Annotated in this window: 18 protein-coding genes; 10 read left to right on the top strand and 8 right to left on the bottom strand. The window is 61.9% G+C overall.

The window, feature by feature from the left end:
• The first annotated feature begins 2 nt into the window (after nt 1–2).
• From LG281_RS12480 to LG281_RS12465, 4 genes are all read left to right on the top strand, one after another.
• Nucleotides 3–863 (top strand): carbohydrate ABC transporter permease, encoded by an 861-nt coding sequence (locus LG281_RS12480; RefSeq protein ID WP_404401155.1) that lies wholly within the window; start codon nt 3–5, stop codon nt 861–863.
• Nucleotides 860–1,696 (top strand): carbohydrate ABC transporter permease, encoded by an 837-nt coding sequence (locus LG281_RS12475; protein ID WP_404401153.1) that lies wholly within the window; start codon nt 860–862, stop codon nt 1,694–1,696. The genes LG281_RS12480 and LG281_RS12475 overlap by 4 nt, the downstream gene beginning before the upstream one ends.
• Before the next feature lie 12 nt (nt 1,697–1,708).
• Nucleotides 1,709–2,791, top strand: coding sequence for an ABC transporter ATP-binding protein (locus LG281_RS12470; protein ID WP_404401152.1), 1,083 nt, complete (start codon nt 1,709–1,711; stop codon nt 2,789–2,791).
• Between the two features lie 173 nt (nt 2,792–2,964).
• Nucleotides 2,965–4,980, top strand: a complete 2,016-nt coding sequence (locus LG281_RS12465) for an aldo/keto reductase (protein ID WP_404401150.1) — start codon at nt 2,965–2,967, stop codon at nt 4,978–4,980.
• 429 nt (nt 4,981–5,409) lie between these two features.
• On the opposite strand, the gene LG281_RS12460 is transcribed toward LG281_RS12465, so the two are convergent.
• The 5 genes from LG281_RS12460 to LG281_RS12440 all read right to left on the bottom strand — a co-directional run bounded on the left by LG281_RS12460 (nt 5,410) and on the right by LG281_RS12440 (nt 12,772).
• Nucleotides 5,410–6,477: an ABC transporter ATP-binding protein gene (locus LG281_RS12460; RefSeq protein WP_404401148.1), complete on the bottom strand. Its 1,068-nt coding sequence runs from the start codon at nt 6,475–6,477 to the stop codon at nt 5,410–5,412.
• A 10-nt stretch (nt 6,478–6,487) separates the two neighbouring features.
• Nucleotides 6,488–9,658 (bottom strand): alpha-mannosidase, encoded by a 3,171-nt coding sequence (locus tag LG281_RS12455; RefSeq protein ID WP_404401146.1) that lies wholly within the window; start codon nt 9,656–9,658, stop codon nt 6,488–6,490.
• On the bottom strand, nt 9,655–10,482 hold the full coding sequence (locus tag LG281_RS12450; protein WP_404401144.1) for a carbohydrate ABC transporter permease: 828 nt from the start codon (nt 10,480–10,482) through the stop codon (nt 9,655–9,657). Before LG281_RS12450 ends, LG281_RS12455 begins: the two co-directional genes overlap by 4 nt.
• A complete protein-coding gene (locus LG281_RS12445; RefSeq protein ID WP_404401142.1) occupies nt 10,482–11,372 on the bottom strand; it encodes a carbohydrate ABC transporter permease in 891 nt (296 codons plus the stop codon). Before LG281_RS12445 ends, LG281_RS12450 begins: the two co-directional genes overlap by 1 nt.
• A 74-nt stretch (nt 11,373–11,446) precedes the next feature.
• Nucleotides 11,447–12,772, bottom strand: a complete 1,326-nt coding sequence (locus tag LG281_RS12440; protein WP_404401140.1) for an extracellular solute-binding protein — start codon at nt 12,770–12,772, stop codon at nt 11,447–11,449.
• Between the two features lie 259 nt (nt 12,773–13,031).
• Between LG281_RS12440 and LG281_RS12435 the strand changes: the two genes are divergently transcribed.
• Nucleotides 13,032–14,066, top strand: coding sequence for a LacI family transcriptional regulator (locus tag LG281_RS12435; protein ID WP_404401138.1), 1,035 nt, complete (start codon nt 13,032–13,034; stop codon nt 14,064–14,066).
• A 21-nt stretch (nt 14,067–14,087) separates the two neighbouring features.
• Here LG281_RS12435 and LG281_RS12430 read toward each other — a convergent pair whose 3' ends face one another.
• Together LG281_RS12430 and LG281_RS12425 are read right to left on the bottom strand one after the other, a co-directional pair.
• Entirely contained in the window at nt 14,088–14,870 is a 783-nt protein-coding gene (locus LG281_RS12430) for an N-acyl amino acid synthase FeeM domain-containing protein (RefSeq protein ID WP_404401136.1), read from the bottom strand.
• Nucleotides 14,871–15,019: 149 nt separating this feature from the next.
• A complete protein-coding gene (locus tag LG281_RS12425; RefSeq protein WP_404401134.1) occupies nt 15,020–17,314 on the bottom strand; it encodes a putative bifunctional diguanylate cyclase/phosphodiesterase in 2,295 nt (764 codons plus the stop codon).
• Nucleotides 17,315–17,547: 233 nt separating this feature from the next.
• Here LG281_RS12425 and LG281_RS12420 point away from each other — a divergent pair, with 233 nt between their 5' ends.
• Nucleotides 17,548–17,850, top strand: coding sequence for a 4a-hydroxytetrahydrobiopterin dehydratase (locus LG281_RS12420; protein ID WP_404401132.1), 303 nt, complete (start codon nt 17,548–17,550; stop codon nt 17,848–17,850).
• 70 nt (nt 17,851–17,920) lie between these two features.
• Here the strand turns inward: LG281_RS12420 and LG281_RS12415 are convergent, their stop codons facing one another.
• Nucleotides 17,921–18,487 carry a hypothetical protein gene (locus LG281_RS12415; protein ID WP_404401130.1) on the bottom strand — a complete coding sequence of 189 codons (567 nt, stop codon included), beginning with the start codon at nt 18,485–18,487 and terminating at the stop codon, nt 17,921–17,923.
• Nucleotides 18,488–18,780: 293 nt separating this feature from the next.
• Here LG281_RS12415 and LG281_RS12410 point away from each other — a divergent pair, with 293 nt between their 5' ends.
• The 4 genes from LG281_RS12410 (at nt 18,781) to sucC (ending at nt 22,931) form a co-directional block, all read left to right on the top strand.
• Entirely contained in the window at nt 18,781–19,368 is a 588-nt protein-coding gene (locus LG281_RS12410) for an AprI/Inh family metalloprotease inhibitor (protein ID WP_404401128.1), read from the top strand.
• 8 nt (nt 19,369–19,376) lie between these two features.
• Complete coding sequence (gene zapE / locus LG281_RS12405) at nt 19,377–20,519, top strand: cell division protein ZapE (RefSeq protein WP_404401126.1); 1,143 nt, start codon at nt 19,377–19,379, stop codon at nt 20,517–20,519.
• A gap of 186 nt (nt 20,520–20,705) precedes the next feature.
• Nucleotides 20,706–21,668, top strand: a complete 963-nt coding sequence (gene mdh / locus LG281_RS12400) for a malate dehydrogenase (RefSeq protein ID WP_404401124.1) — start codon at nt 20,706–20,708, stop codon at nt 21,666–21,668.
• 66 nt (nt 21,669–21,734) lie between these two features.
• Nucleotides 21,735–22,931 (top strand): ADP-forming succinate--CoA ligase subunit beta, encoded by a 1,197-nt coding sequence (gene sucC / locus LG281_RS12395; protein ID WP_404401122.1) that lies wholly within the window; start codon nt 21,735–21,737, stop codon nt 22,929–22,931.
• Nucleotides 22,932–22,936: the final 5 nt, after the last annotated feature.

Here is a 22,936-nt window from a genome sequence, read left to right as displayed (position 1 = left end):
CGATGCGCGTACGTTCGCGGACGGCTTACGGATTCCTGGCGCCGTATCTCTTGATCTTCGCCGGGTTCTGGATCTGGCCGATCATCTATTCGTTCTACCTCTCCTTCCTCTCGACCCGCGCCCAACCCTGGACGTTCAACCCAACGATCAACTGGGGCAGGCTGGTCATCGACCCGGCCTTTGCCAACGCGCTAAAAAATACACTCGTCATCCTCCTCATTCAGGTGCCGGTGATGATTGCGCTCGCGACGCTCCTGGCGGTGCTGCTCAATTCGCACCTCCTGCGCGCCCGGGGCATCATGCGCTTTGCCTTCTTCGCGCCGGTCGTTGTGGGCGAAGTGGCTTACGCCGCAGTGTTCCGGCTGATGTTCAACACCGATTTCGGCGTCATAAACAAGCTCATTGGCGCTCTCGGTATTCCGCCGGTCTCCTGGTTTTCCAACCCCACCGCCGCGATGGCCCTGATCATCATGGCTGTCACTTGGCGCTGGGTCGGCTATAACGCCATCATCATCCTTTCAGGGCTGCAATCGATCCCCGAGGACGTCTACGAGGCCGCAACGCTCGACAAGGTCTCCAAGACCAAGCAGTTCTTCTTCATCACCCTGCCTCTCTTAAGACCCATCATCCTCGTCTGCGTCGTCCTGTCAGTGATCGGCACCATGCAGCTTTTCGCCGAACCATTCCTCATCACCAATCGCGGCGGGCCGGGCGGCGCGACCGAAACGCTGGGGCTCTTCCTCTACCGGCAAGGCTTCACGGTCTTGAACTTCGGCTACGCCTCGGCGGTCGCCTACACCATCGCCGCGCTGGCGGTCGTCATCTCCGTGCTCAATCTCTGGCTCGGGAGGGATCCCAAATGAGATCGAAATCCACCTCGACGCTCTACCGCACCATCGCGCTTCATGCCGTTCTGGTGCCACTTGCGCTCATCTGGCTCTTCCCCATCTGGATGATGGTGATCTTTTCCACCATGCCCGAGAACGGCATTTTCTCCCCCGCAATCAACCTCATCCCGTCCGACCAGTTCTGGAACAATTTCGTGCTGCTCGAAGAGGATACCGGCTTTTTGCGAACGGTCTTCGTCTCTGTTGTCGTCGCGCTCGTTTATACGGCCACCTCCGTGCTCCTGACCTCCATGGCCGGCTGGGCGCTCGCGCGTTACCAATTCGTGGGCAAGGGTGTCGTGCTCGGCATCATCCTCGGGACACTGACCCTGCCCTATTTCGTCGTCGTGATTCCGCAATTCATCATGGTCGCCCGCACCTTCGGGCTCGCCAATACGTGGTTCGCGCTGATCGTCCCGCCGCTTTTCAACGCGCTCGGCGTGCTCTTCATGCGCCAATCCTTCTCCATGATGCCGGGCGAGCTCTTCGACGCCGCGCGGGTCGAAGGGGTGAAGGAATGGCAGATCTTCCTGCGCGTCGCCCTGCCCATGGCGCGCCCGACGATTGCGGCGCTGTGCATCATCCTGTTCCTTGCAAGCTGGAACAACTATCTCTGGCCCTTGCTCATCAACAACCGCCCCGACATGATGACCGCGCCGGTTGCATTGGGTTCGCTCATTGGGGTGACGCGGGTCTCCTGGGGCGGCATCATGACCGGCGCGGTGATCCTCACCGCCCCCATGCTCGTCGTCTTCGTTCTTCTCCAACGCCATTTCGTGGCCGGCATCGCCGCCGGCGCCATCAAATAAGGGAGGGTGCCAATGGCAGGCGTTACGCTTAAAGACGTCAAGAAGCGCTTCGGCTCGGTCGAAGTGATCCACGGCGCGGATCTGGACGTTACCGATGGCGAGTTCGTCGTCTTCGTGGGGCCCTCGGGCTGCGGAAAGTCGACGCTCCTCAGAATGATCGCCGGGCTCGAGGATATCACCGAGGGTGAGATCGCCATCGGCGGCACGACGGTCAACGACGTCGAGCCGGCCGATCGCGGCATCGCCATGGTGTTCCAGTCCTACGCGCTCTACCCGCACATGACGGTCGAGCAGAACCTCTCCTTCGGGCTGCGCATGACCGGCAACGATAAGGCGGATACCAAACGCCGCGTCGACCGCGCGGCGGAAATCCTCCAGATCGAATCTCTGCTCGACCGCCGTCCGCGCCAGCTCTCGGGCGGCCAGCGCCAGCGCGTCGCCATCGGGCGGGCCATCGTGCGCGAGCCGCAGGTGTTCCTCTTCGACGAACCGCTCTCGAACCTCGATGCCGAGTTGCGCGTTCAGATGCGCGTCGAAATCGCAAGGCTCCACGCCGAACTCGGCACCACGATGATCTACGTCACCCACGACCAGATCGAGGCGATGACGCTTGCCGATAAGATCGTTGTCTTGCGCGACGGCCGGATCGAGCAGATCGGCGCTCCGCTCGATCTTTACGACGACCCGGCCAACCAGTTCGTCGCCGGCTTCGTCGGCTCCCCGCGCATGAACTTCATGGCCGCCAAGGTCATTGAAACCGGCGCGGACACCGCGACCCTCGAACTGGTCAACCAGGGCAAGGCTCAACTGACCGTCCCTGTGACCGGCCCACTCAAACCCGGTGACGACATCACCCTCGGCGTGCGCCCCGAGCATTTCGGGGATGAAAATGCCGAAGGTTCGAAGCTCAGCCTCAAGATCGACGTTGCCGAACACCTTGGCGCGACGAGCTATATCTACGCCAACACCGCCACCGAACAACTGATCATCGAGCGCGAGGAATCCCGCGCCGAACTCGGCCGTGAGGAGATCACGGTCACCATTCCGTCCGCCCGCGCCTATCTTTTCGATAGCGCCGGGGTGCGGCTGAAATAGGGGTGTGTTGAGAATCGGATCAGGGGGCGCCGAAAACGGTGGTTTTCGAGAACCGGAGCGGAGCGTACTTAAGTACGTGAGCACCGGAAGCGCAGAATGCCGCCGTTTGCAGGCCGCCCTGGTCCGATAATCGACACACCCGAACCCTCTTGCTTTAGGAAAGACGTATAGAAATGACCCAAGCACCGAAGATCCGTTGGGGCATCCTCGGACCCGGCACTATCGCCAAAGCCTTCGCCGGCGGCGTCCTCCATTCGGAAACCGGCGAACTGGCTGCGATTGCCACGCGCAATCCTGGTCGCGCCGGGCTCGCCGAAGCGTTCCCCGGCGTGCGTGTCGTCGAGGGCTATCAGGCGCTCCTCGACGATCCCGAGATCGACGCGATCTATATCTCCGTGCCGCACCCCTACCACGCCCAATGGGGCATTCGCGCCGCGGAAGCCGGCAAGCACGTTCTGTGTGAAAAGCCCATCGGGCTCACCGCTTTCGAAGCCGACGCCATGTTCCATGCCGCGCTCAAGGCGGGGACCTTCATGGGCGAAGCCTATATGTACCGGCTGCACCCGCAGACGCAAAAAATCGTCGACCTCGTTAAATCCGGCGCCATTGGCGAAGTGCGCATGATCAAGTCGAGCTTCGGCTTCGCCATGCCCAAATTCGACCCCGAACACCGGCTTTACGCCAACGACCTCGCCGGCGGCGGCATCCTCGATGTCGGCGGCTACCCGGTTTCGATGGCGCGCCTGATCGCCGGCTCGGTCGACGGCAGGGAGGTTTCCGAACCCGTCGAAGTCTCTGGCTCGGGCCATCTGGGCCAATCCGGCGTCGATGAATGGGCGTCCGCAGTCCTCAAATTCGAAAACGGGATCGTCGCGGAAGTCTCCTGCTCGGTTTCGCTCAACCAGGACAACATTCTCCGCATCCTCGGCACCACGGGCCGCATCGAGGTCAAGGACTTCTGGTTCGCCTCGGGCCATGAAGGCGGTACGGGGCTGATCGAGATCGTTCGCCCCAATGGCAGCCGCGAGACCGTCGAGGTCAAGGAAGACCGCTGGCTCTATTCCTTCGAGGTCGATGCCGCCGGCGAAGCGATCCGGGCGGGCCGCACGGAATTCGCCTATCCCGGCATGACCCGCGCCGACAGCCTTAACAATCTGCGCGTCATGGACAAATGGCGCGCCGCAATCGGGCTCGAATACGAGATCGAAAAGCCTGCTCGCCGCACCATGACGCTCAAGGGCGAGCCGCTCGAGAAACGGTCCGACGCCATCAAGCGCCACACCATTCCCGGCCTCGCCCGCGAAATCTCCAGGGTCGCCATCGGCTTTGAGGATTTCCGCAGCTTTTCGAGCGTTTCGATCCTGCTCGACGCCTTTTACGAAAAGGGCGGCAACGCATTTGATACCGGCTTCATTTATGGCGGCGGCGTCACCGAAACGCTTCTCGGCGACTGGCACACCTCGCGGGGGCTGCGCGAGGATATCGTCATCATCGGCAAGGGCGCGCATTCCCCGCTCTGCTATCCCGACGTCATCGCCAAACAGCTCGATGTGACGCTCGACCGGTTGAAGACCGATTATGTCGACGTCTACTTCATGCACCGCGACAATCTCGACATCCCGGTGGGCGAATTCGTCGACGCCATGGACGCCGAGGTGAAAAAAGGCCGCATCCGTGGTCCCTTCGGAGGCTCGAACTGGACGCGCGAGCGCTTCGACGAAGCGATTGCGTACGCCAAAAAGAACGGCAAGACCGCGCCAGGCGTGCTTTCCAACAATTTCTCGCTCGCCGAGATGCAAAAGCCGCTCTGGCCGGGCTGCGTCGCCTCATCCGATGCCGAATGGCGCACATGGCTCACCGATCGGCAGATCCCCAACTTCGCCTGGTCGAGCCAGGGTCGCGGGTTCTTCACCGAGCGCGCGGGCCGTGACAAGACCGACAACGCCGAATTGGTCGAGACCTGGTACACGGAAGACAATTTCGGCCGCCGCGACCGGGCCATCGAGATGGCGGAAAAGCTCGGCAAGCACCCGATCCACATCGCACTCGCCTATTGCTTCTACCAGCCCTTCCCGGTGGTGCCATTGATCGGCCCGCGCACCCTCTGGGAACTCGATTCGAGCCTCGAAGCCCTCGAGATCGAATTGACCCCCGAAGACATCGCCTGGCTGCAGACAGGCAAGCGGTAAAATTCGGAAAAGGCCCGCCCCGCGTGGGCCTTTTTCTTGCGCTTCAGGCATGCCTGTTCATCCGGCGACCCTCGAGCCCCGGTGTCAAATAGCGTGGACGGTATGCGGCGAGACGCGCCTCATACTGATTATATAAATGCGAGGCGAGCCTCGCCGCATACGCCCGGGATTTTTGGCTTGGCGTCCGCAACAGGCTAGGGCCAATCCCCTCCGGGTTTCCCCGGTATGCCGCGGTGCTGCCGCGACTGGCTCTGGTGACGTTCGGACCTCCGCTGGGACGACTCCCATCGGACCCGGACCGGTCCCGCCCAAACGTGCGTTGCGCCTGCGCCCATCAAGCGGGTCCGTAACGAACATCATAAGCGCGGTTTCGGGGGCGGGGATAAGTTTGCGCTAAAGGCTTCCGCTTGTTGCTGAATTCCCCTCGCTCTACCCCGCCGGCGCCCGCAGCGCGCGGCCCGCGTCATCGAACACATGTCCCAGCGAAGGATCCACCGCCACGTGAATATCCTCATGCAGCGCGATGTCGGGCGCGCCGCCGAGCTTGATCGTCATCTCGTCGCCCTGGGGCGTGCGGAAATGGACGATGGCGAATTCGCCCAATTGCTCGATCACCTCCACCGCGCCGGACAGCTGGGCGCTGTCCGCGCCAACACGCTCAAGATGCTCGGGCCGGACCCCCAGCGTCACCGCGCGCGATAGATCGCTCCCGACGAACGGCACTATCTTGCCATTGGGCAAAGCCACGCCCGACGCGTCGCCCTTGACCGGCAGAAGGTTCATCTTGTTGCCGCCGATGAACTCGGCAACGAAGGTGTTCGCCGGAGCGCGGTAGAGCTCGAGCGGGGAGCCGACCTGTTCGATCACGCCCGCGTTGAGCACCACGATCTTATCGGCCAAGGTCATCGCCTCGACCTGATCGTGCGTAACGTAAATCATCGTCGCATCGAGCGTTTCATGGAGCTTGGCGATCTCGACCCGGGTTTGCGCGCGCAATGCTGCGTCGAGGTTCGACAAAGGCTCATCGAACAGGAACACCTTCGGGTCGCGCACAATGGCCCGTCCGATGGCGACGCGCTGGCGCTGACCACCTGAAAGCGCCTTGGGCATGCGCGAAAGATAGCTTTCGATCTGCAGGATGCGCGCCGCCTCGTTGACGCGCCGGTCGATCTCCGCCTGCGGTGCCTTGGAAAGCCGCAGCCCGAAAGCCATGTTCTCGTAGACAGTCATATGTGGATAAAGCGCGTAGGACTGGAATACCATCGCGATGCCGCGCTGGGGCGAGGGTACGGTGTTGACGATCTTGCCACCGATCCCTATGTCGCCGCCCGAGATGGCTTCGAGCCCGGCGATCATGCGCAGAAGCGTCGATTTCCCGCACCCCGACGGTCCGACGAAGACCACGAACTCACCCGAACGGATATCAAGATCGATCCCGTGGATGACCTCCATCGCGCCATAGGATTTGCGCACATTCTTGAGCGTCACATTGGACATGGCGACCTCCCTAGGTTTCGATCATCACGGTTGCGATTTCGAACGGCCGGAGCTTCAGCGCGATCGCGTTGTCGGTAACCGGAACCGCCTCGCCGCCCTGTTCCATCAGATTGACCAGCTTCGCGGACTTGACCGGCACCCCGAACGTCACCGTCGCTTCGGCGCGCTTGTTCGCGGTTTCGAAAACCCGGAGCACCAGCGCGTCGCTCGCCTCGGCGAGCTTGACCGTTTCGATGGTCACATTGGCCGCGTCGCATCGTGCCAGGCTGAACGGCTCGCCCGCCGGCCCATCGGAAATTGAAAGATCGCCGATGAGCCGGACGGGATTGTTGAACCGCTCGGCGGCGCGGTGGACCGTTTCGAGGTCCGATACGCCCTCATGCACGTAAAGCGCATAACGCAGCCGGTGCTCGCCCTGATCGGCCTCGGGGTGCGGATGGGTCGACCCGCGCACCAGCGTCAGGCGGATAAGCTGCTCGTGGGCGTCATAGCCATATTTACAGTCATTGAGCAGCGCCGCGCCGAAATCGGCCTCGCTCATGTCCACCCAGCGGTGCATCGAGGCTTCGAACCGCGCTTGATCCCAGGACGTATTGCGGTGCGTGGCGCGCGTGACGTGGCCGAACTGGATCTCCGAACGGATCTCCGAGACGTTGAGATCGAACGGGAACAGCGCTTTGACCACCGTTGCCTGCTCGTGCCAGTCGATGAAGGTATCGAATTCGACCTGCCGCGCGCCCTCGGTGATCGAGACGATCTGGACGAATTTTGAGGATTGATATGTCCGCGCGATCCGCAGAGCGGCCCGATACGGTCCGGTTTCAACCACCGTAATGTCCGCAACCCCGTCCGCGAGTGGCCAGAACTGCTCCTCGAAATACCAGTCGATATCCCAGGCATCCCAGTTCATCGACTTGTCTTCGTAAGCCACCAGCCGATTGGCCGTTTCACCCGGCGCAATCAGCTCTCGGTTGCCCGCCTTGTCGAAGACCGAGGTGATTTCGCCCTTCTGATCGAAGCTTACGCGGATGAGGCTGTTTTCCAGATGCGTCGGCGACACCGACAGGCTTGAGCTCTGCGCCGCGCCGCCTTCGGCAACCGCTGCGCTGGCCCATCCCAGAGACGGCACCGTCACCGGCACGGCCTGCTCGGTCGCCCCATCGGCACGGGCGATCTCCTGGAACGCCAGAGCCTCATCGCCCTGCCGTAACGCCTTGCCGGCCAAAGCAGGTGCAGCGAACCCAGCAAGCTCGCCTGTCCGGTCCTGGCTCGTGAAATTCACGAGCCGCGCGCCGCCCTGGCTGATCCCCGTCGCAACGCGCGCCGCCGTCAAGAGCGGGCCGTTCTGCGACGCGAGCGTTGCGAACAGCTCCTCATATTCGGCGTCCGAATCCGCATAGACCTCGGGGATCGAGGTGCCCGGCAGGATGTCGTGGAACTGGTTGATGAGCACCGTGCGCCAAAACTCGTCGAGCGTCGCACGTGGATAATCCGCGCCCGCGAGCACGCTCGCCATCGCCGAGAGAAATTCGAGCTCGCGCATCTCGCGCTCGGCGCGGCGGTTGTTCGCTTTGTTGGCCGCAATGTTGGTGAGCGTGCCCCGGTGATATTGCAGGTACAATTCGCCGTTCCAGCGCGGGAAACGGTCTTTCTCCGCATCCATTTTCGGCCCCAGCCGGTCGAGGAAGTTCCCCAGCCCCTCGAGCTTCACCTTGGGCGCGCCGGGAATACCGCGCTCCAAGCGCATGCCGCGCTCGATCATCGCGCGGGTCGGCCCGCCGCCGCCATCGCCATAGCCATAGCAGAGCACAAGATCGTCATTGACCGCCTTGGGCTCGTACCGCTTCCACGCGCCCATGACCTCGGTGACCGACAAATCCGAATTATAGGTCGTGAAAATCTGCTCGGACTCGAACGCTTGCGCGGTGATCAACTGCGCCTTGGTCTCCGACCCGTCGATGCCGCGCCAGAAGAAAGTGTCGTAGGGGTGCCGGTCGGTATCGTTCCAACTGAGTTTCGAGGTGATGAAATATTCGAGCCCCGAGCGGCTGAGAATCTGCGGCATGTTCGCCGAATACCCGAAGGTGTCGGGCAGCCAGACGCAGCGCGGGGTGACCCCGAACTCCTCGCGGTGGAACCGCATGCCATGCATGATCTGCCGCACCATGGATTCGCCCGAAACGATATTGGCGTCCGGCTCGACCCACATCGCCCCTTCGATCTCGAACTGCCCCCGCGCGACGGCCCGCTTCACGCCCTCCCAGATCTCCGGATAGTCGGATTTGAGAAAGTGGAAGAGCACCGCCTGGTTGTACATGAAGATAAAGCCGGGGAATTCGGCCATGAGGTTCAAAACCGTCGCAAAGCTGCGCCCGGTCTTGTCACGGGTGTGCGTGACCCGCCAGAGCCACGCCACGTCGATATGCGTATGCCCCACCGCCGTGATCGTCGGCTGCACCTCGGTGTCGGTGAGCCCGTAGATTTCCGAAGCGATCGCCTCGGCTTCATCGAGCCCCGAGACGCTTGCACCGCGCCGGTCGAGCGCGCGTAGCGCCCGGTCGACACAATTGAGGATTGCGTGCCGCCGCCCGTCGGTCTGTGGCAGGCGGATAGCGACTTCGAGCGGGGTGATAAGGTCATAGTAGAGCTTTTCCACCCGCTCGCTGCGCGTGAAGAACGCGACCTTGAACCCCGCCAGCGGGCGGTCGAAGAAGGTGAAGGCGTTGACGTGGACGACGTGCTTTTCCCCCGGCACCGCGTTGCGCGCGACGACGAGTTCAGTGTGGTTGCCATCGATCGCCTGCGCGATGGCGCCGTCGATATAGGCGAGGCATTGCGGGTCGGTCGAACCGGGCCGCTCCTGCCATTGCGAGGAAAACCGCAAAAGGAACGTCTTGCCCTCAGCCTCCTTCGGTACCTCGATTTCCGCCGCAAACCATGTATGCCCCTGATGCTGGCTCCAGACCGTGCGCTGGGTGAAGGCCGGCCAGCCGCACCAATCCGCCTCGAGCGCCTCGGGCGCCGAAAGCCCCGTCTCGTTGTAGTGCCAGGCAATCTCCCCGGGCACGGGCGAGAGAATCTTGGTCTCAAGGTCCGCGCAAAGCCGCAAAAGCTTCGCTTCCTCCTTGAGGTCGTCGGTCAAGAGCCCGAGCTTGTGGGTGAGGGGATTGGTATACGTCATCCTTTAACTCCGACACCGGCGAACCCTGTGTTCATGTTTCGCCGCAACAGGAAATAGACGCCGACCGCCGGCGCTGCGTAAATGATGGAAAAAGCCGCCAGGAACCCGTAATCGATCGAGCCCTGCCGGCCGAACGCGCTATAGAGCCCAATCGACATGGGGAACCCCGCCTCGGTGCGCGAGAAGATCAGCGGCAGGAGGAATTCGTTCCACGCGCCGGTGAAGGAAAAGAACCACACCACCGCGATCCCCGCTTTCGAGAGCGGCAGGACGATCTTGATGAGGATTTCCCAGAGCGATGCGCCCTCGACATAGGCCGCCTCCTCGAGCTCGATGGGCACCGTATCGAAGAAATTCTTGAGCAAGAGGAGCGTGAAGGGGAGGTTCAAAATGGTGAGCGCGAGAATGATGCCCATCATGTTCAAAAGCCCGGCAGCCTGCGCGGCGAAATACATCGGCACGATGACGCCGGTCGCCGGCAGCATGCGCAACAGAACCAGCGCCCACAAAAAGGCATTGCGCCCTGGGATCCGCATGCGCGAAAGCGGATAGGCCGCCGAGATCGCGACGAGGACCGTAAGCGTCGCCGTGCCCGCGGCGATCATCATCGAGTTGATGAACTGGCGGCCCGCCGACCCGCTCACCGCCTGGACGAAATTGTCGATCCCGACCGTTTGCGGCACGGCGAGCTGCCCCGTCGCCGCAGGGTCGATGGCGTTGGTCAAAAGCCAGAAGAACGGGCTGACCCAGATGAGCGCGAGAAAGGCGAGCGCGAGCGCCGTCAATCGCGAGGGCCGGTCCTGGTCCATCACTTGCTGGGCCATTATTTGGGCTCCCTCAAAAGACGCAGATAGAAAAGGGACAGCACCCCGACGATCACCAGCATCGCCACTGAAATCGCGCTGCCATAGCCGAGCTTCCCGACCGTAAAGGCCTGCTTATAAAGGAAGATCGCGAGCACCTCGGTCTGCCGCCCCGGACCGCCGCCCGTAAGCGCGTAAATGAGCGGGAAATAGGTGAAGGTCCAGATCGTGATGAAGAGCATATTGGTCGCGATATGCGGCCGGATGATCGGCAGGATGACCCGCCACACCCGCTGGAACGCCGTCGCGCCGTCGACCTTCGCTGCCTCCACAACCTCGCGGGACACCGAGTCGAGCGCGGCGGAGAACAAGAGATACGACCACGCCATACCCTTCCAGATATTGGCGATGATGACGACCGGCAGCGCGAATTCGTTGATGAAATTGACCGGCTCGAACCCCAGGGGCACGATGATGAGATTGTTGATGAGCCCGGTTTGCGCCGTGGTCGCCGACCACAGGAACGCCGCGACGATGTCTGGCACCAGCCAGCCGAGCATGATCGTCGCTTCGATCACCCCGCGCAGCACCGAGCGCTGGGTCCTCAGCGTCGCCGCGAGCAGGAAGCCAAGCACCGACTGGCCGACAATGGCCGAAAAGAACGAGAAGATGGTGGTGGTCCAGAGTGATTCGAGAAATCCGCGCCGGGTGAAGAGCCGCTCGTAATTGTCGAACCCCACCCAGCTCCAGTTGATCGCCTTGCGCCCCACCAGTTCGAGATCGGTGAAGCTGAACGCCAGCGCCCAGCCTGTGAAATACAAGAGCGCGCCGATCAGAAGAACCGCCGGGATGGCGAGTGCGACAAGCAGCCAGAGATTGGATGCCAGCCAGGGGTGGAGCTGGTGCTTCATGGCGGGGCCCGGGAAAATCTGAAACAAGAAGCGGATGCGCGGGTGGAGCTCCCCGCGCATCCAGTCAGGGAGGACTATTCGTAGGTTATGACGTTTTCTTCCCCGAACTCGTCCACCAGCGAGGCGTGATATTCGCTGATCGCATCTTCGACGCTCACCCCGTCAAGGATGTCCGCCGTCATCTGCTGAACGAGCGCGGAGACGACCTGATAACCGGGATAGGTATCGCGGCCGGTCGTATCGGCGGCAAGCTGCGTGGCTTCGGCAAGGTAAGGGTCGGACGCATAAGCCTCGGATTCCGCAATGTCGGTGCGCACCGCCATGCGGCGGTTCTCGACCGTCCAGTCGCCAAAATTGCCCGCATCGAAGATCGTCGTCAGAAGCTGGAAGGCAAGCTCGGGATCCTGAGCGTTCTCGTTGACGCCAATCGCCCAGCCGCCCGAGATATTGGTCGTTGCCTTGGTGTCCGGCAGGCCCGAACCCGGCCACGGCGTCCAGCCGATCAATGCGTTGCGCTCGTCCGCACTGGGCAGTGCCGGACCGCCATTGCAGTCCCAAAGGCAGGTGAATTCCCACGACCCGCTGGCGAGAATGCCGATCTGGTCGTTGGCCATGGCCTCGCGCACCGCGGCGCCGATATCGGTCGCATAGTTGATCGAAGCGGTCGCCAGTTCGTCCTCGGCGTAAACATCGTGATAAAGCTCAAGCGTCCGCCGGATCGCCGGGCTGTCGCCGATCCACTTGCCCTCGGCCCAGTTGCGCAGCCGGTTGCGGTCATCCTCGGGCGTATCGGCGCCCAAAAGCGCCATATAGAAGCCCTGCATGGTCGCCGCTTCACCCTGCTTGGTGCCGGCGGGAAGAAGGAAGGCGTTGTCGATACCCGTTTCCGCCTTGATGGTCCGGGCGGTTTCAAGCACATCATCCCAGCTCTGCGGCTCCCAGGGCATTTCGATGCCAGCGGCTTCAAAGACCGACTTGTCGTACCAGAGCATGCGCACGTCGGTGTCGGTGGGAAGCGCATAGACTTCGCCGTCATAGGCAACGACATCCAGAAGCGCGGGCATATAGTGCTGGTACTGATCCCAGCCGCTGCCCATCTCGCCGAGCGGCATCAGATAGCCCGCCGAGGCCAGCTCGGAAACCACGAAGCTATCGAGTTGGATGACATCGGCCGCCGTACCGGCGGCGAGATCGAGCGCCACGCGTTCGACATAACCCTCGCCAGGCAATTTGATCGCGTTGACGGTTTCCCCCGTCGCCGCTTCGAAATCCGCAATTCCGGGCTCGACCAGCGAACTCAGCCAGTCCGCATACATGATCGACACTTCCGCGTGGGCAGGCAGGGCCATCCCGGCCATGCCCAGAACGGCGACACTGGCCGCCAGGCTCTTTTTGAGCATCGGTTCCTCCTCCAAGTGCGCTGAATCCCTCTCCAGCGTCACCGCCAGCAAATCAGAATAATTGCAACGTTGCAATAGAAATCTCAAAACACTTGCCATAGCACAGCTGAAGTGACAATTTCATGATTAATTTCATGATGTTAATGAAAATGTTGCTACTGCGGAGGCTTCTTCGTCAACGATGCATCGTTATAAATTTACCAGTTTGACGACAGCCCTTCCACGTGTAGATAAAAGGACCAGGGAGCAAGGGTCATTCATGCGAGATACGCGGGACGCCGCCAAAACCGAGAATAAATCGAAAAGCCGTGCGACGCTACGCACCATCGCCGAGATTACGGGACTGAGCCTGTCGACCGTTTCGCTTTCACTGCGCGGCGGTGCGAGCCTCAAGGAGGAAACCCGGCGCAAGGTGGAGGAGGCCGCGCGTGCCGTCGGCTATGTACCCGACCGCGCCGGCGTGCGGCTAAGGACCGGCAAGACCAATGTCATCGCGCTGGTGCTCGACGGCGCCCCCGATTCGATCGATTTCGCGCAGAACATGATCCAGGGAGTCGGGCACGCCATAAAGGGGACACGCTATCATCTGACCGTAACCCCGGAATTCGAGCGCACGGCCTCGGTGGACTCGATCCGCTACATTCTCGACAATCGCACAGCCGACGGCGTCATCATCACCCACACCGCTCCGCGGGACCCCCGCGTGCAATTGATGATGGACGCCGATTTCCCCTTCGTCACCCACGGGCGCACGGAGTTCTTCACCCCTCACGCCTATCACGACTTCCATTCGGAGGCCTTCGCCCGGCTCGCCGTCGAGCGGCTCGTCTCGAAGGGCCGGCGCAAGCTGATGCTCGCGATCGGCGACGATTCCACGACGAACTACCACAACATCGTCACGACATTTAAAGGCGAAGTGACCCGCGCGGGGATTTCCGGAACGCTGATGGATACGCGCGCCGCACGCGGCCGCAGCGCCGAATTGCGCGCGTTCGGCATCGCGCTCGCTGCGTCCCCCGAGCGGCCCGACGGCATCATCTGCGACAGCGAAACCCGGGCCATTGCACTGATCAGCGGCCTTTACGAAGGCGGCCTCCGGATCGGGCGCGAGTTCGACCTGATCTCAAAGCAGACAACCGACATCCTGCCCACGGTCTTCCCGGACGTCGACAGCCTCGAAGAGGACGTCTATTTCGCCGGCACCGAACTGACGCGGCTCCTGCTCCGCCGCATCGAAGGCGAGATGCCCGAGAACCTCCAGACGCTCAGCGAGCCCATCCCGCACTGGCATTAGACGGGCGAACCCCGCCTCGCCCTACTCCGCCGCCTCGGTGGGTGCGAACCGGTGCTCGGCGATCGCTGCCTTGCGCGCGGTCGGGTGGATCGCCGCAACGTAATTGGCTTCCGAACCCGGCGCGAACAGCGCATCGCGCTCCTCGGGCGTTGACATGAAGAACGGAAACCGGTCGGCGACACGGTCGCGGATTTCGCTGTATTTTGCCGCATAGAGCCGAACGGGGAATTTGAGCCCACCGCCCAGATACCGCACGCCTTCCCATTCGACCGAGCCGAACACACGCTTGTAGAACGCCGCGTGCTCCTCGCGGATCGAGGAGAGGCAATAATCGGGCTTGAAATATTCGCACGCCATCGCCGCGAGCCGGATCGTCAAAAAGGGCAGCGCCGGATAGGCGAGCGCGGCATCCCGGTCGGCGGTGAACCGCGAAGGATCGACGAAATGCATGCCGGCATCGAGCTTGGGATGCAAGATATCGGCATAGGCCGTCATCGAAGGGGAATACCGGTGCTCGGCAGTAAGGTGATGAAGCCGCAGCGAACTCACGAGCTGGCCGTCGATATAAACACCATAGCACATAGCGTTAGGCACGAGATCGAGATCGTCGCGCGCAACATGCTCGTTGTTGGCGGGAATGAAATCCTCGCGTCGATACGCATCGTAGCGCAGCCGATAGACGGGATCGAGCTCCTCGTCGAGCCGCACGCGGCGGTATTCGACGCGATCGAGGATATCCATAAGTGTCGTCGCAAAACGAGACGTCGTCACCTGCCTGCGGTCCGCAGTCTGCTGTGTACGCATTACTTATCGTCCCCGTGACTGATAGGGGCGATATTAATCGATTTTTAACCAAATTTGAACGGCATTTTTGCATTTACGGAAATGGCGGTGCCCGTCGCCCCCCGCGTATGGCCGCGCAGAGATAAAAATTTGCTTGGGAAAATAGGAGTTTAGCCGCGCGTTAACCGTAATTGCGGTGCGGCATTCGGCGTGGCCCCTATGGAGCCGATAAGCGATCGGATTTCACCCGCCGGCAGCGGCATGCCAAAGAGGAAGCCCTGGACCTGGTCGACCTGCGTGTGGGCGCTCAAAAGCGCGAGTTGCTCTTCGGTTTCCACGCCCTCTGCGGTGAGCGTCAGGTCGAGATCCTTGCCCAGCCGCGCCACATTGGCCATGAGCTGCGCTGAACGCGCGTCGGTGGTGATATCGGCGACGAACGAACGGTCGATCTTGAGCTTGGAGAACGGCATTTCGTGCAGATAGGAGAGCGACGAATACCCCGTGCCGAAATCGTCCAATGCAATGCCTATGCCCTGATCGGCAAGCGCCCGAAGCCGCCGTGATGCCATTTCCCTGTCTTCGATAAGCGCGGTTTCGGTCACTTCGATCTCGAGCCGCGAAGGCGGCAACGCGCTCGCCTTGAGCGCGCGCGAGACATCCTTGGCAAGCATATCGGACAACAGGTCCCGCGCCGAAACATTGACCGAAACCGAAATCGTCTCGGGCCAGTTCGCGCATTCCGCCGTCGCCGTGGTCAGAACATGGCGGGTGATCTCATCGACGATGCCGGTCTCCTCGGCGAGCTCGATGAACACCATGGGCGGGATCGGCCCGAGTTCCGGATGCGTCCAGCGCGCCAGCGCCTCGCAGCACACCACCGAACGGTCCTTGAGCGAGACCATGGGCTGATAAACGAGCTTGATCTGTTCGCTCGCAATCGCTTCGCGCAGGTCGGCCTTGAGCCGCTGGCGGTAGCGGAACTCGACGTCCAGCGCGTCGTGGAACTCTTGCCACTGCCCCTTGCCACGCGCCTTGGCCTTGTAAAGCGCCAGATCGGCGCGGCTGATCAGCTCGTCGAGATCCGATGCATCCTCGATAAGCCGGACGAAGCCGATGCTTGCCTTGAGGTCGACATTCTCTCCGTCGAGCACAAACGGCCGCGAGAGCGCCGAGAGGATCTCTTCGGCTTCAGTGGCACCGCTCGTCCCGCTGGTGTTGACCGATCGGTAGATAACGAATTCATCGCCGCCAAAGCGTGCGATATGGCTCTTGCGCCCAATCACGGAGCCGATGCGTCTGGCCGTTTCCGCAAGGACCTTGTCGCCCGCCAGATGCCCGAGGGAATCGTTGACGTGCTTGAAATCGTCGAGATCGACGATCATCAGCATGGCCGGCTCGTGCCGGTTCAGGCTGCGGCGACGCGCGAGATCCGCTTCGACGAGTTCGGTGAACTGCACGCGGTTGGGCAGCCCCGTCAGACGGTCGTAACGCGCCATATAATTGATGCGCTCCTGCGTCCGGACGCGCTCGGTGACGTTTTCAAGCAGCAGCACCGTGCGGTCTCCGCGCGAGGAAATCGTCACCTCACAGTGGAAATCGTCGGACAGCTTCATGATCACCTTGCCGCCCATCTGCCGCTCGATCATGCGCAGCAACCGGTCTGCCGTGGCATGCGGTAACGCCCGGCGGGAAATCGCCTCGCTCAGAAGCTCCGCTACCGTACGCCCCACCCAGGCGCCCTCGGCAATCGAGGCAAAGGTCTGCTCGGCACGGCCGTTAACCAGCGCGATCACCCCGTTCTCGTCGATCATGCATAGCCCGTGCTGCATGGTGGCAAGCGCGGTATCGAGCTGGTCGGCGAGCTTTTTCGCCGCAACGCGCTCATGCACCGCCGAGAGCAAGTGGTTGCGGACGTCCGCGCCAAGGGACCGGAAACTGATGAGCATGGGCAGGAACAGCGAGGCGAGGATGGCCTGATAGATGTCCCCTGAAAGCAGAAGCCCCAGCACCATCGGCCCGCCCATGCCCAGCACCTGCACGGTCATGAGCTTGTCCGAGCCGAAATTGCGCGTGACGATCCCCACCATGGCAGCAACCGTAACCGTGATGCTCACCAGCTCGGCAAAGACATCGTCGACGAAAACCGCAGAGGAAAAGCACCAGCTGCCATAGGCCAGTGCGGCGAAATAGCCGAAAAAGACGGCCCTGCCTTCCCAATATTCGGCGGCATCGACATCGTCGGGTGCGATATCGGCCTTGTAGAAGGCCCGGATATTGTAGTCGCGCGCGACGACCAGAGCGAGAAGCAGCGCGGCGTGGACATAAAGGACCGGCGACCCGGCCTTGAACGCGCACGCGGCAGCACCGACGGCGCTGGCCAGCGTCCCCAGCAGCATCCCCCGCCGGTCCTTGTAAAGCGACGCGACGATGGAAACATAGTCGAGCGCTGGCAGTGATTTGCGCATTCCGTGAAACATCATGCAAGTATCGATCTGGCCGGTCGGAGCGCCTTTTGCCCCAGGAGCATTTGACCAGAGTCTTCCTGTAATTGAGTTAAGTTTGAACCGCGCAAGCCTCCCAAATCCCTGCAAAATTGTGCTTTGGTAAAGAGGAAATGAATGCCCCGCGGCCCATTTTATGAAACGCGGGCCCGTACGCCGGCGTTCCCGCGTCGGCAAGCGATAAAGGAGATACGGCCATGAGCGAGACCACATCCGGCGTCCTCGACGCAGAAACGCTGACCCTGGCATTGAAGGATTGCCCGGGCTGGACCGAGGCTTCAGGCCCCGCGATCACAAAAAGCTTTAAATTCAAGACCTTCGTCGAAGCCTTCAGCTTCATGACCCAGGTCGCGCTTCTGGCCGAGAAGGCCGGCCACCACCCGGACTGGTCCAACAGCTACAATACTGTCGATATAGCGCTCTCGACGCATTCCAAGGGTGGCGTCACCGAAAACGATATCGCGCTTGCAAGGAAGATAAACGGGCTCCCTGGAGCATGATGGCGATCCGCTGAATCGCCATCATGCTCCAACTCTTTGTTTTGTCGCGTTCTCGAACCGGAAAAGTCTGTCAACGTTTCCTGAGAACGCTCTGGCGCCTGACGCGGTCGAGCGCCCTGAGGCCGAGATAGGCGAGCATCAGCGCCAGGGCGATATTGGCCGCCGCGTGCCACCAGAAGACCCCGGGGATAAACAGCCGCACCGCATGGGCGATCGCCAGCGCCGCAAAACCCCGCGCCAGCCACCGCGGTGCCGACGCGGCTTTGGCGAAGTGCACCGCAAATCCAATGAGCCCGGCTTCAAGAAAAACCAGCGCCAGAAGGTAAAACGGCGTCAAGACCACATCGCCATACCCGATCTCGCCCGCAGCGATGGCCCCCAATGTGCCCGAGGTCAGGACGATGATCATCACCATGCCATAGGAAAGCGCCGCAAAGGCGGTCATGACGATCCCCACACGCCCCGCCCGCACCATATCCGGCTCGCTGCGCGCGGCGAAAATGCCCGCGCCGAGAAGAAAAAGCGCAAGCGTCGCGACAGTGCCCGGGACGGCGCCCACCCCGCCCGTCGCAAGCATGGCGATTTCCGCTCCGGCCCAGCCGAGCGCGCTCAGGATCAGCAATGGCGCGAGGATCATGTGGTTTTCATCTTTCGTTGCGCTTTAGAGGCTGACCCAAAAGTCCGACGGGCCGGCTTGGCGGGTCAGCCTCTTAGCGCCGTCGATAAGCCGTCCGAAGCGCGATGAAAAGAGCGTGAGCGACAAAAAGATGCCATCCGATACGTGATAGATACGGGGTAACCCCCAAAGCCTTGGCCCACAAAACAAGAGACGTTAATCTTGCCTTTACCTCTCGCTGCCGGTTAAGTGCGGCGATCCATTATCGATTTAGCCAGAATATGTCCGGTCGCCGCCGGCATGGAGCGCACAAAATGATCGTCAAACGTAATACCGCCCTCGCCCTTGCCGCTGTTCTGCTCGCAAGCACCACGCTCGGCGCCTGCTCGAGCCAGCGCTTCGGCGGCGCCGGTCCGACCTCGACCGCGCTGCCTCAACCCGCGCCCATCACCCCCGTCCAGACCGGCGCGGTCCAGAGCTCCGATCTCCCCCCGATCGGCGGCACGACCAATAGCGGGCTCTACGATCCCTCGACCCAAACCACCGCGTCAGGCGACTTCACCACGCTCAACGACGTTTCGGGCGCTTCGACCGGCGGACGCGACCTCTCCGGGCCGCTGACCATGGAAAAACTCCTCGGCGGCTGGACCGTCACCGCGGGCGTCGAGCAATGCCGCTTGAACCTCACCTATACCGCCAAGGGCTCGACCGGCCGCTACCGCGCCTCGACCCCTGGCTGTACGCAGGAGACGCTTGCGGGCATCACCTCCTGGCAGCTTCTGGGCAGCCAGATCCAGTTCTACAACGACGCCAACGAATTGATCGGCACCGTCTTCAAGTCCCCCGACAACCGCCTCGTGGGCACGCTCGCCGGTGGTCAATCGATCACGATGACGGGTTAGAATTCATTTTGGCATCCGGAGACGCCGGGGACACCTCCGTCCTCGATCGCTACGCCGATATGGTGGTTGCCGGCGAGGTCCGCCGCGACCCCGCGCAGCAGGAGGCTGCCGCGCGGCTCGACGCCGTCGCACGTGGGCTTGAGGCACTTGAGGCGCAATCGGGCTCGGTGATCGCGGCGCTCTTTAAGCGCAAGCGCGTCGCGCCCAAGGGCCTCTACATCTGGGGCGATGTCGGGCGCGGCAAGACCATGCTCATGGATCTGTTCTTTTCGTCCGTGCAGGTCGAGGCCAAGCGGCGCGTTCATTTCCACGAGTTCATGAACGAGGTGCATGAGGGGATCGCGAAATTCCGCAGCGAAAACCCAGGCACCAAGGGCGCCCGCGATCCCATCCCCGCCATCGCCCGGCCGATCACCCGCGCGGTGCGGCTCTTGTGCTTTGACGAGTTCGTTGTCTCCGACATCACCGACGCGATGCTTTTGAAGCGGCTCTTCGAAATCCTCTTCGCCGATGGTGTCGTCGTCGTCGCGACCTCCAACATCCCGCCCGAGCGGCTCTATTGGAACGGCCTCAACCGCCAGCTTTTCACCCCGTTTATCGATCTTTTGAAGACCCATACGGACGTCTTCAACCTCGCTTCCGAAACCGACTATCGCCGCGAACGCCTTGACGCCCAGGACGTCTATCGGATCGGTACCGGCCCCGAGATCGATGAAGCGATGGATGCGCTCTTTGCCCATTTGACGGGCGGTGCCGAACCCCAGCCCATGCAGGTTGAAAGCCTAGGACGCCACATCACCGTGCCCGCCCAAGCCATGGGCGTCGCGCGCTTCTCCTTCGCCGATCTGTGCGAACGGCCCCTGGGCGCGCGGGATTATCTCAAGCTCGCCAAAGCCTTCCACACCCTGGTCATCGACCACGTTCCGGTATTCTCGAAGCTCAAATCCGACGCCGCCAAGCGCTTCATCCTTCTTGTCGACACGCTCTACGACCGCGGCGTCAAGCTCGCCGCCAGCTTCGAAGCCCCGCTCGAAGATCTCGCCCAGGACGACAAAACCCGCTTCGAATTCGCCCGTTGCCTCTCCCGCCTCGAGGAGATGCGGTCTGCCGAATACATTGCCCAGCCGCTGCGGCAGGTGGCTTCCTCCTGAAATGTTACTTTCCCTGACGGGGAAATTGACAGCAATGCAGACCTTTTTTGGAACCGCCAGATCCACGCTGCATCGAAAACAGCATATTCCGAGCCGGTTATACGAAGGGTTCACTTGCGTCCGTTTGTCACAAGGGCTATGGAGAGCGCGACGAACAACCAACTTTACCTATAGGGAAACTTGCTCATGGCGCGGAAGAAAATCGCCCTGATCGGTGCCGGTCAGATCGGGGGAACACTGGCGCATTTGGTCGCGCTCAAGGAACTCGGCGACGTCATTTTGTTCGACATCGTCGACGGTGTCCCCCAGGGCAAGGCGCTCGACCTCGCCCAGTCCGGCCCGGTGGAAGGCTACAATGCCAGCCTCAAGGGCACGTCCGAATATAAGGACATCGAAGGCGCTGACGTGGTGATCGTCACCGCCGGCGTTCCGCGCAAGCCCGGCATGAGCCGCGACGACCTTCTCGAAATCAATCTCAAGGTGATGGAGCAGGTCGGCGCTGGCATTTCCAAATACGCCCCCGACGCCTTCGTCATCTGCATCACCAACCCGCTCGACGCGATGGTCTGGGCGCTCCAGAAATTCTCCGGGCTGCCCACCAACAAGGTCGTCGGCATGGCCGGCGTGCTCGACTCGGCCCGCTTCCGCCACTTCATCGCCGACGAATTGAACGTCTCGGTCCAGGACGTCACCGCCTTCGTCATGGGCGGACACGGCGATACCATGGTGCCGCTCGCGCGCTATTCGACCGTCGCGGGTATCCCGCTTCCCGATATGGTCAAAATGGGCTGGATGAGCAAAGAAAAGCTCGACGAGATCATCCAACGCACCCGCGATGGCGGCGCCGAGATCGTCGGGCTGCTGAAAACCGGCTCAGCCTTCTATGCGCCTGCCGCCTCGGCGATTGAAATGGCCGAAAGCTATTTGAAGGACAAAAAGCGCATCCTTCCCGCCGCCGCCTATCTCTCGGGCGAATTCGGGGTCAAGGACCGCTATGTCGGCGTGCCGGTCGTGATCGGCGCCGGTGGTGCTGAAAAAGTCGTCGAAATCGAATTGAACGGCGCGGAAAAGAAAATGTTCGACACCTCCGTCGCCGCCGTCGAAGGCCTTGTCGAGGCCTGCACGAAGATCGCGCCGAAGCTCGCGTAAACCCATTCCGCCGGTCGCGTTTCCGCCCCGGCGGAAACGCCCCAACCCACCCGAGGGCAAGACAGAATGAACATCCACGAATACCAGGCCAAGGAACTTTTGAAGTCCTTTGGCGCTCCCGTCGCGCAGGGCGTGGCGATCCTTTCGGCCGACGAGGCCGAAGCCGCCGCCAAATCGCTCCCCGGACCGCTCTATGTGGTCAAATCTCAGATCCATGCCGGCGGCCGTGGCAAGGGCAAGTTCAAGGAACTCGGCCCCGACGCCAAGGGCGGCGTGCGGCTGGCCAAATCTGTTGAAGAGGTCGTCGCCAACGCAAAAGAAATGCTCGGCAATACGCTGGTGACCAAGCAGACCGGCGAGGCTGGCAAGCAGGTCAACCGCCTCTATATCGAAGACGGCGCCGACATCGCGCGCGAGCTTTACCTCTCGCTCCTGGTCGACCGCTCGACCGGCCGGGTCGCCTTCGTCGCCTCGACCGAGGGCGGCATGGATATCGAAACGGTGGCCGAGGAAACCCCCGAAAAGATCCTCACCCTGCCGATCGACCCCGACACCGGCGTGACGGACGCGGACGCCGACACGCTCGCTTCCGCGCTGGAGCTTTCGGGCAAGACCGCCGACCAGGCCAAGGACGTCTTCAAGCTCCTTTATAAAGCCTTCGTCGAAAAGGACATGAGCCTTTTGGAGATCAACCCCTTCATCGTCATGGAAAACGGTGATGTTCGCGTCCTTGACGCCAAGGTCTCCTTCGACGGCAACGCGCTTTTCCGGCACCCCGAAATCGTCGAGTTGCGCGACCTCTCCGAAGAGGACGAAAAGGAAATCGAGGCCAGTAAATGGGACCTCGCCTATGTTGCCCTCGAAGGCAATATCGGCTGCATGGTCAACGGTGCAGGCCTTGCCATGGCGACGATGGACATCATCAAGCTCTATGGCGCCGAACCGGCGAACTTCCTTGACGTCGGCGGCGGCGCGTCGAAGGAAAAGGTCACAGCGGCCTTCAAGATCATCACAGCCGACCCCAACGTCAAAGGCATCCTCGTCAACATCTTCGGCGGCATCATGCGCTGCGACGTGATCGCCGAGGGCGTCATCGCCGCGGTCAAGGAGGTGGGCTTGAACGTCCCGCTCGTCGTGCGGCTTGAGGGCACGCGCGTCGCCGAGGGCAAGAAGATCATCGATGAGAGCGGATTGAACGTCATTTCCGCCGACGATCTCGACGATGCCGCCCAGAAGATCGTCGCTGCAGTGGACGGCAAATAAGCCGC

The organism is Pelagibacterium halotolerans (genome assembly GCF_044811015.1).
GTDB classification, from domain to species: Bacteria; Pseudomonadota; Alphaproteobacteria; order Rhizobiales; family Devosiaceae; genus Pelagibacterium; species Pelagibacterium halotolerans_A.
This window is presented reverse-complemented; position numbering and strand designations above follow the sequence as displayed.

Excerpts from the sequence above, each read along its gene's own strand:
- LG281_RS12460 (WP_404401148.1), bottom strand. The coding sequence starts at position 6,477 with ATGTCCAATGTGACGCTCAAGAATGTGCGCAAATCCTATGGCGCGATG.
- LG281_RS12470 (WP_404401152.1), top strand. The coding sequence starts at position 1,709 with ATGGCAGGCGTTACGCTTAAAGACGTCAAGAAGCGCTTCGGCTCGGTC.
- LG281_RS12440 (WP_404401140.1), bottom strand. The coding sequence starts at position 12,772 with ATGCTCAAAAAGAGCCTGGCGGCCAGTGTCGCCGTTCTGGGCATGGCC.
- LG281_RS12455 (WP_404401146.1), bottom strand. The coding sequence starts at position 9,658 with ATGACGTATACCAATCCCCTCACCCACAAGCTCGGGCTCTTGACCGAC.
- mdh (WP_404401124.1), top strand. The coding sequence starts at position 20,706 with ATGGCGCGGAAGAAAATCGCCCTGATCGGTGCCGGTCAGATCGGGGGA.
- LG281_RS12445 (WP_404401142.1), bottom strand. The coding sequence starts at position 11,372 with ATGAAGCACCAGCTCCACCCCTGGCTGGCATCCAATCTCTGGCTGCTT.
- LG281_RS12430 (WP_404401136.1), bottom strand. The coding sequence starts at position 14,870 with ATGCGTACACAGCAGACTGCGGACCGCAGGCAGGTGACGACGTCTCGT.
- LG281_RS12410 (WP_404401128.1), top strand. The coding sequence starts at position 18,781 with ATGATCGTCAAACGTAATACCGCCCTCGCCCTTGCCGCTGTTCTGCTC.
- sucC (WP_404401122.1), top strand. The coding sequence starts at position 21,735 with ATGAACATCCACGAATACCAGGCCAAGGAACTTTTGAAGTCCTTTGGC.
- LG281_RS12475 (WP_404401153.1), top strand. The coding sequence starts at position 860 with ATGAGATCGAAATCCACCTCGACGCTCTACCGCACCATCGCGCTTCAT.
- LG281_RS12420 (WP_404401132.1), top strand. The coding sequence starts at position 17,548 with ATGAGCGAGACCACATCCGGCGTCCTCGACGCAGAAACGCTGACCCTG.
- LG281_RS12435 (WP_404401138.1), top strand. The coding sequence starts at position 13,032 with ATGCGAGATACGCGGGACGCCGCCAAAACCGAGAATAAATCGAAAAGC.
- LG281_RS12480 (WP_404401155.1), top strand. The coding sequence starts at position 3 with ATGCGCGTACGTTCGCGGACGGCTTACGGATTCCTGGCGCCGTATCTC.
- LG281_RS12450 (WP_404401144.1), bottom strand. The coding sequence starts at position 10,482 with ATGGCCCAGCAAGTGATGGACCAGGACCGGCCCTCGCGATTGACGGCG.
- LG281_RS12415 (WP_404401130.1), bottom strand. The coding sequence starts at position 18,487 with ATGATCCTCGCGCCATTGCTGATCCTGAGCGCGCTCGGCTGGGCCGGA.
- LG281_RS12425 (WP_404401134.1), bottom strand. The coding sequence starts at position 17,314 with ATGCGCAAATCACTGCCAGCGCTCGACTATGTTTCCATCGTCGCGTCG.
- LG281_RS12465 (WP_404401150.1), top strand. The coding sequence starts at position 2,965 with ATGACCCAAGCACCGAAGATCCGTTGGGGCATCCTCGGACCCGGCACT.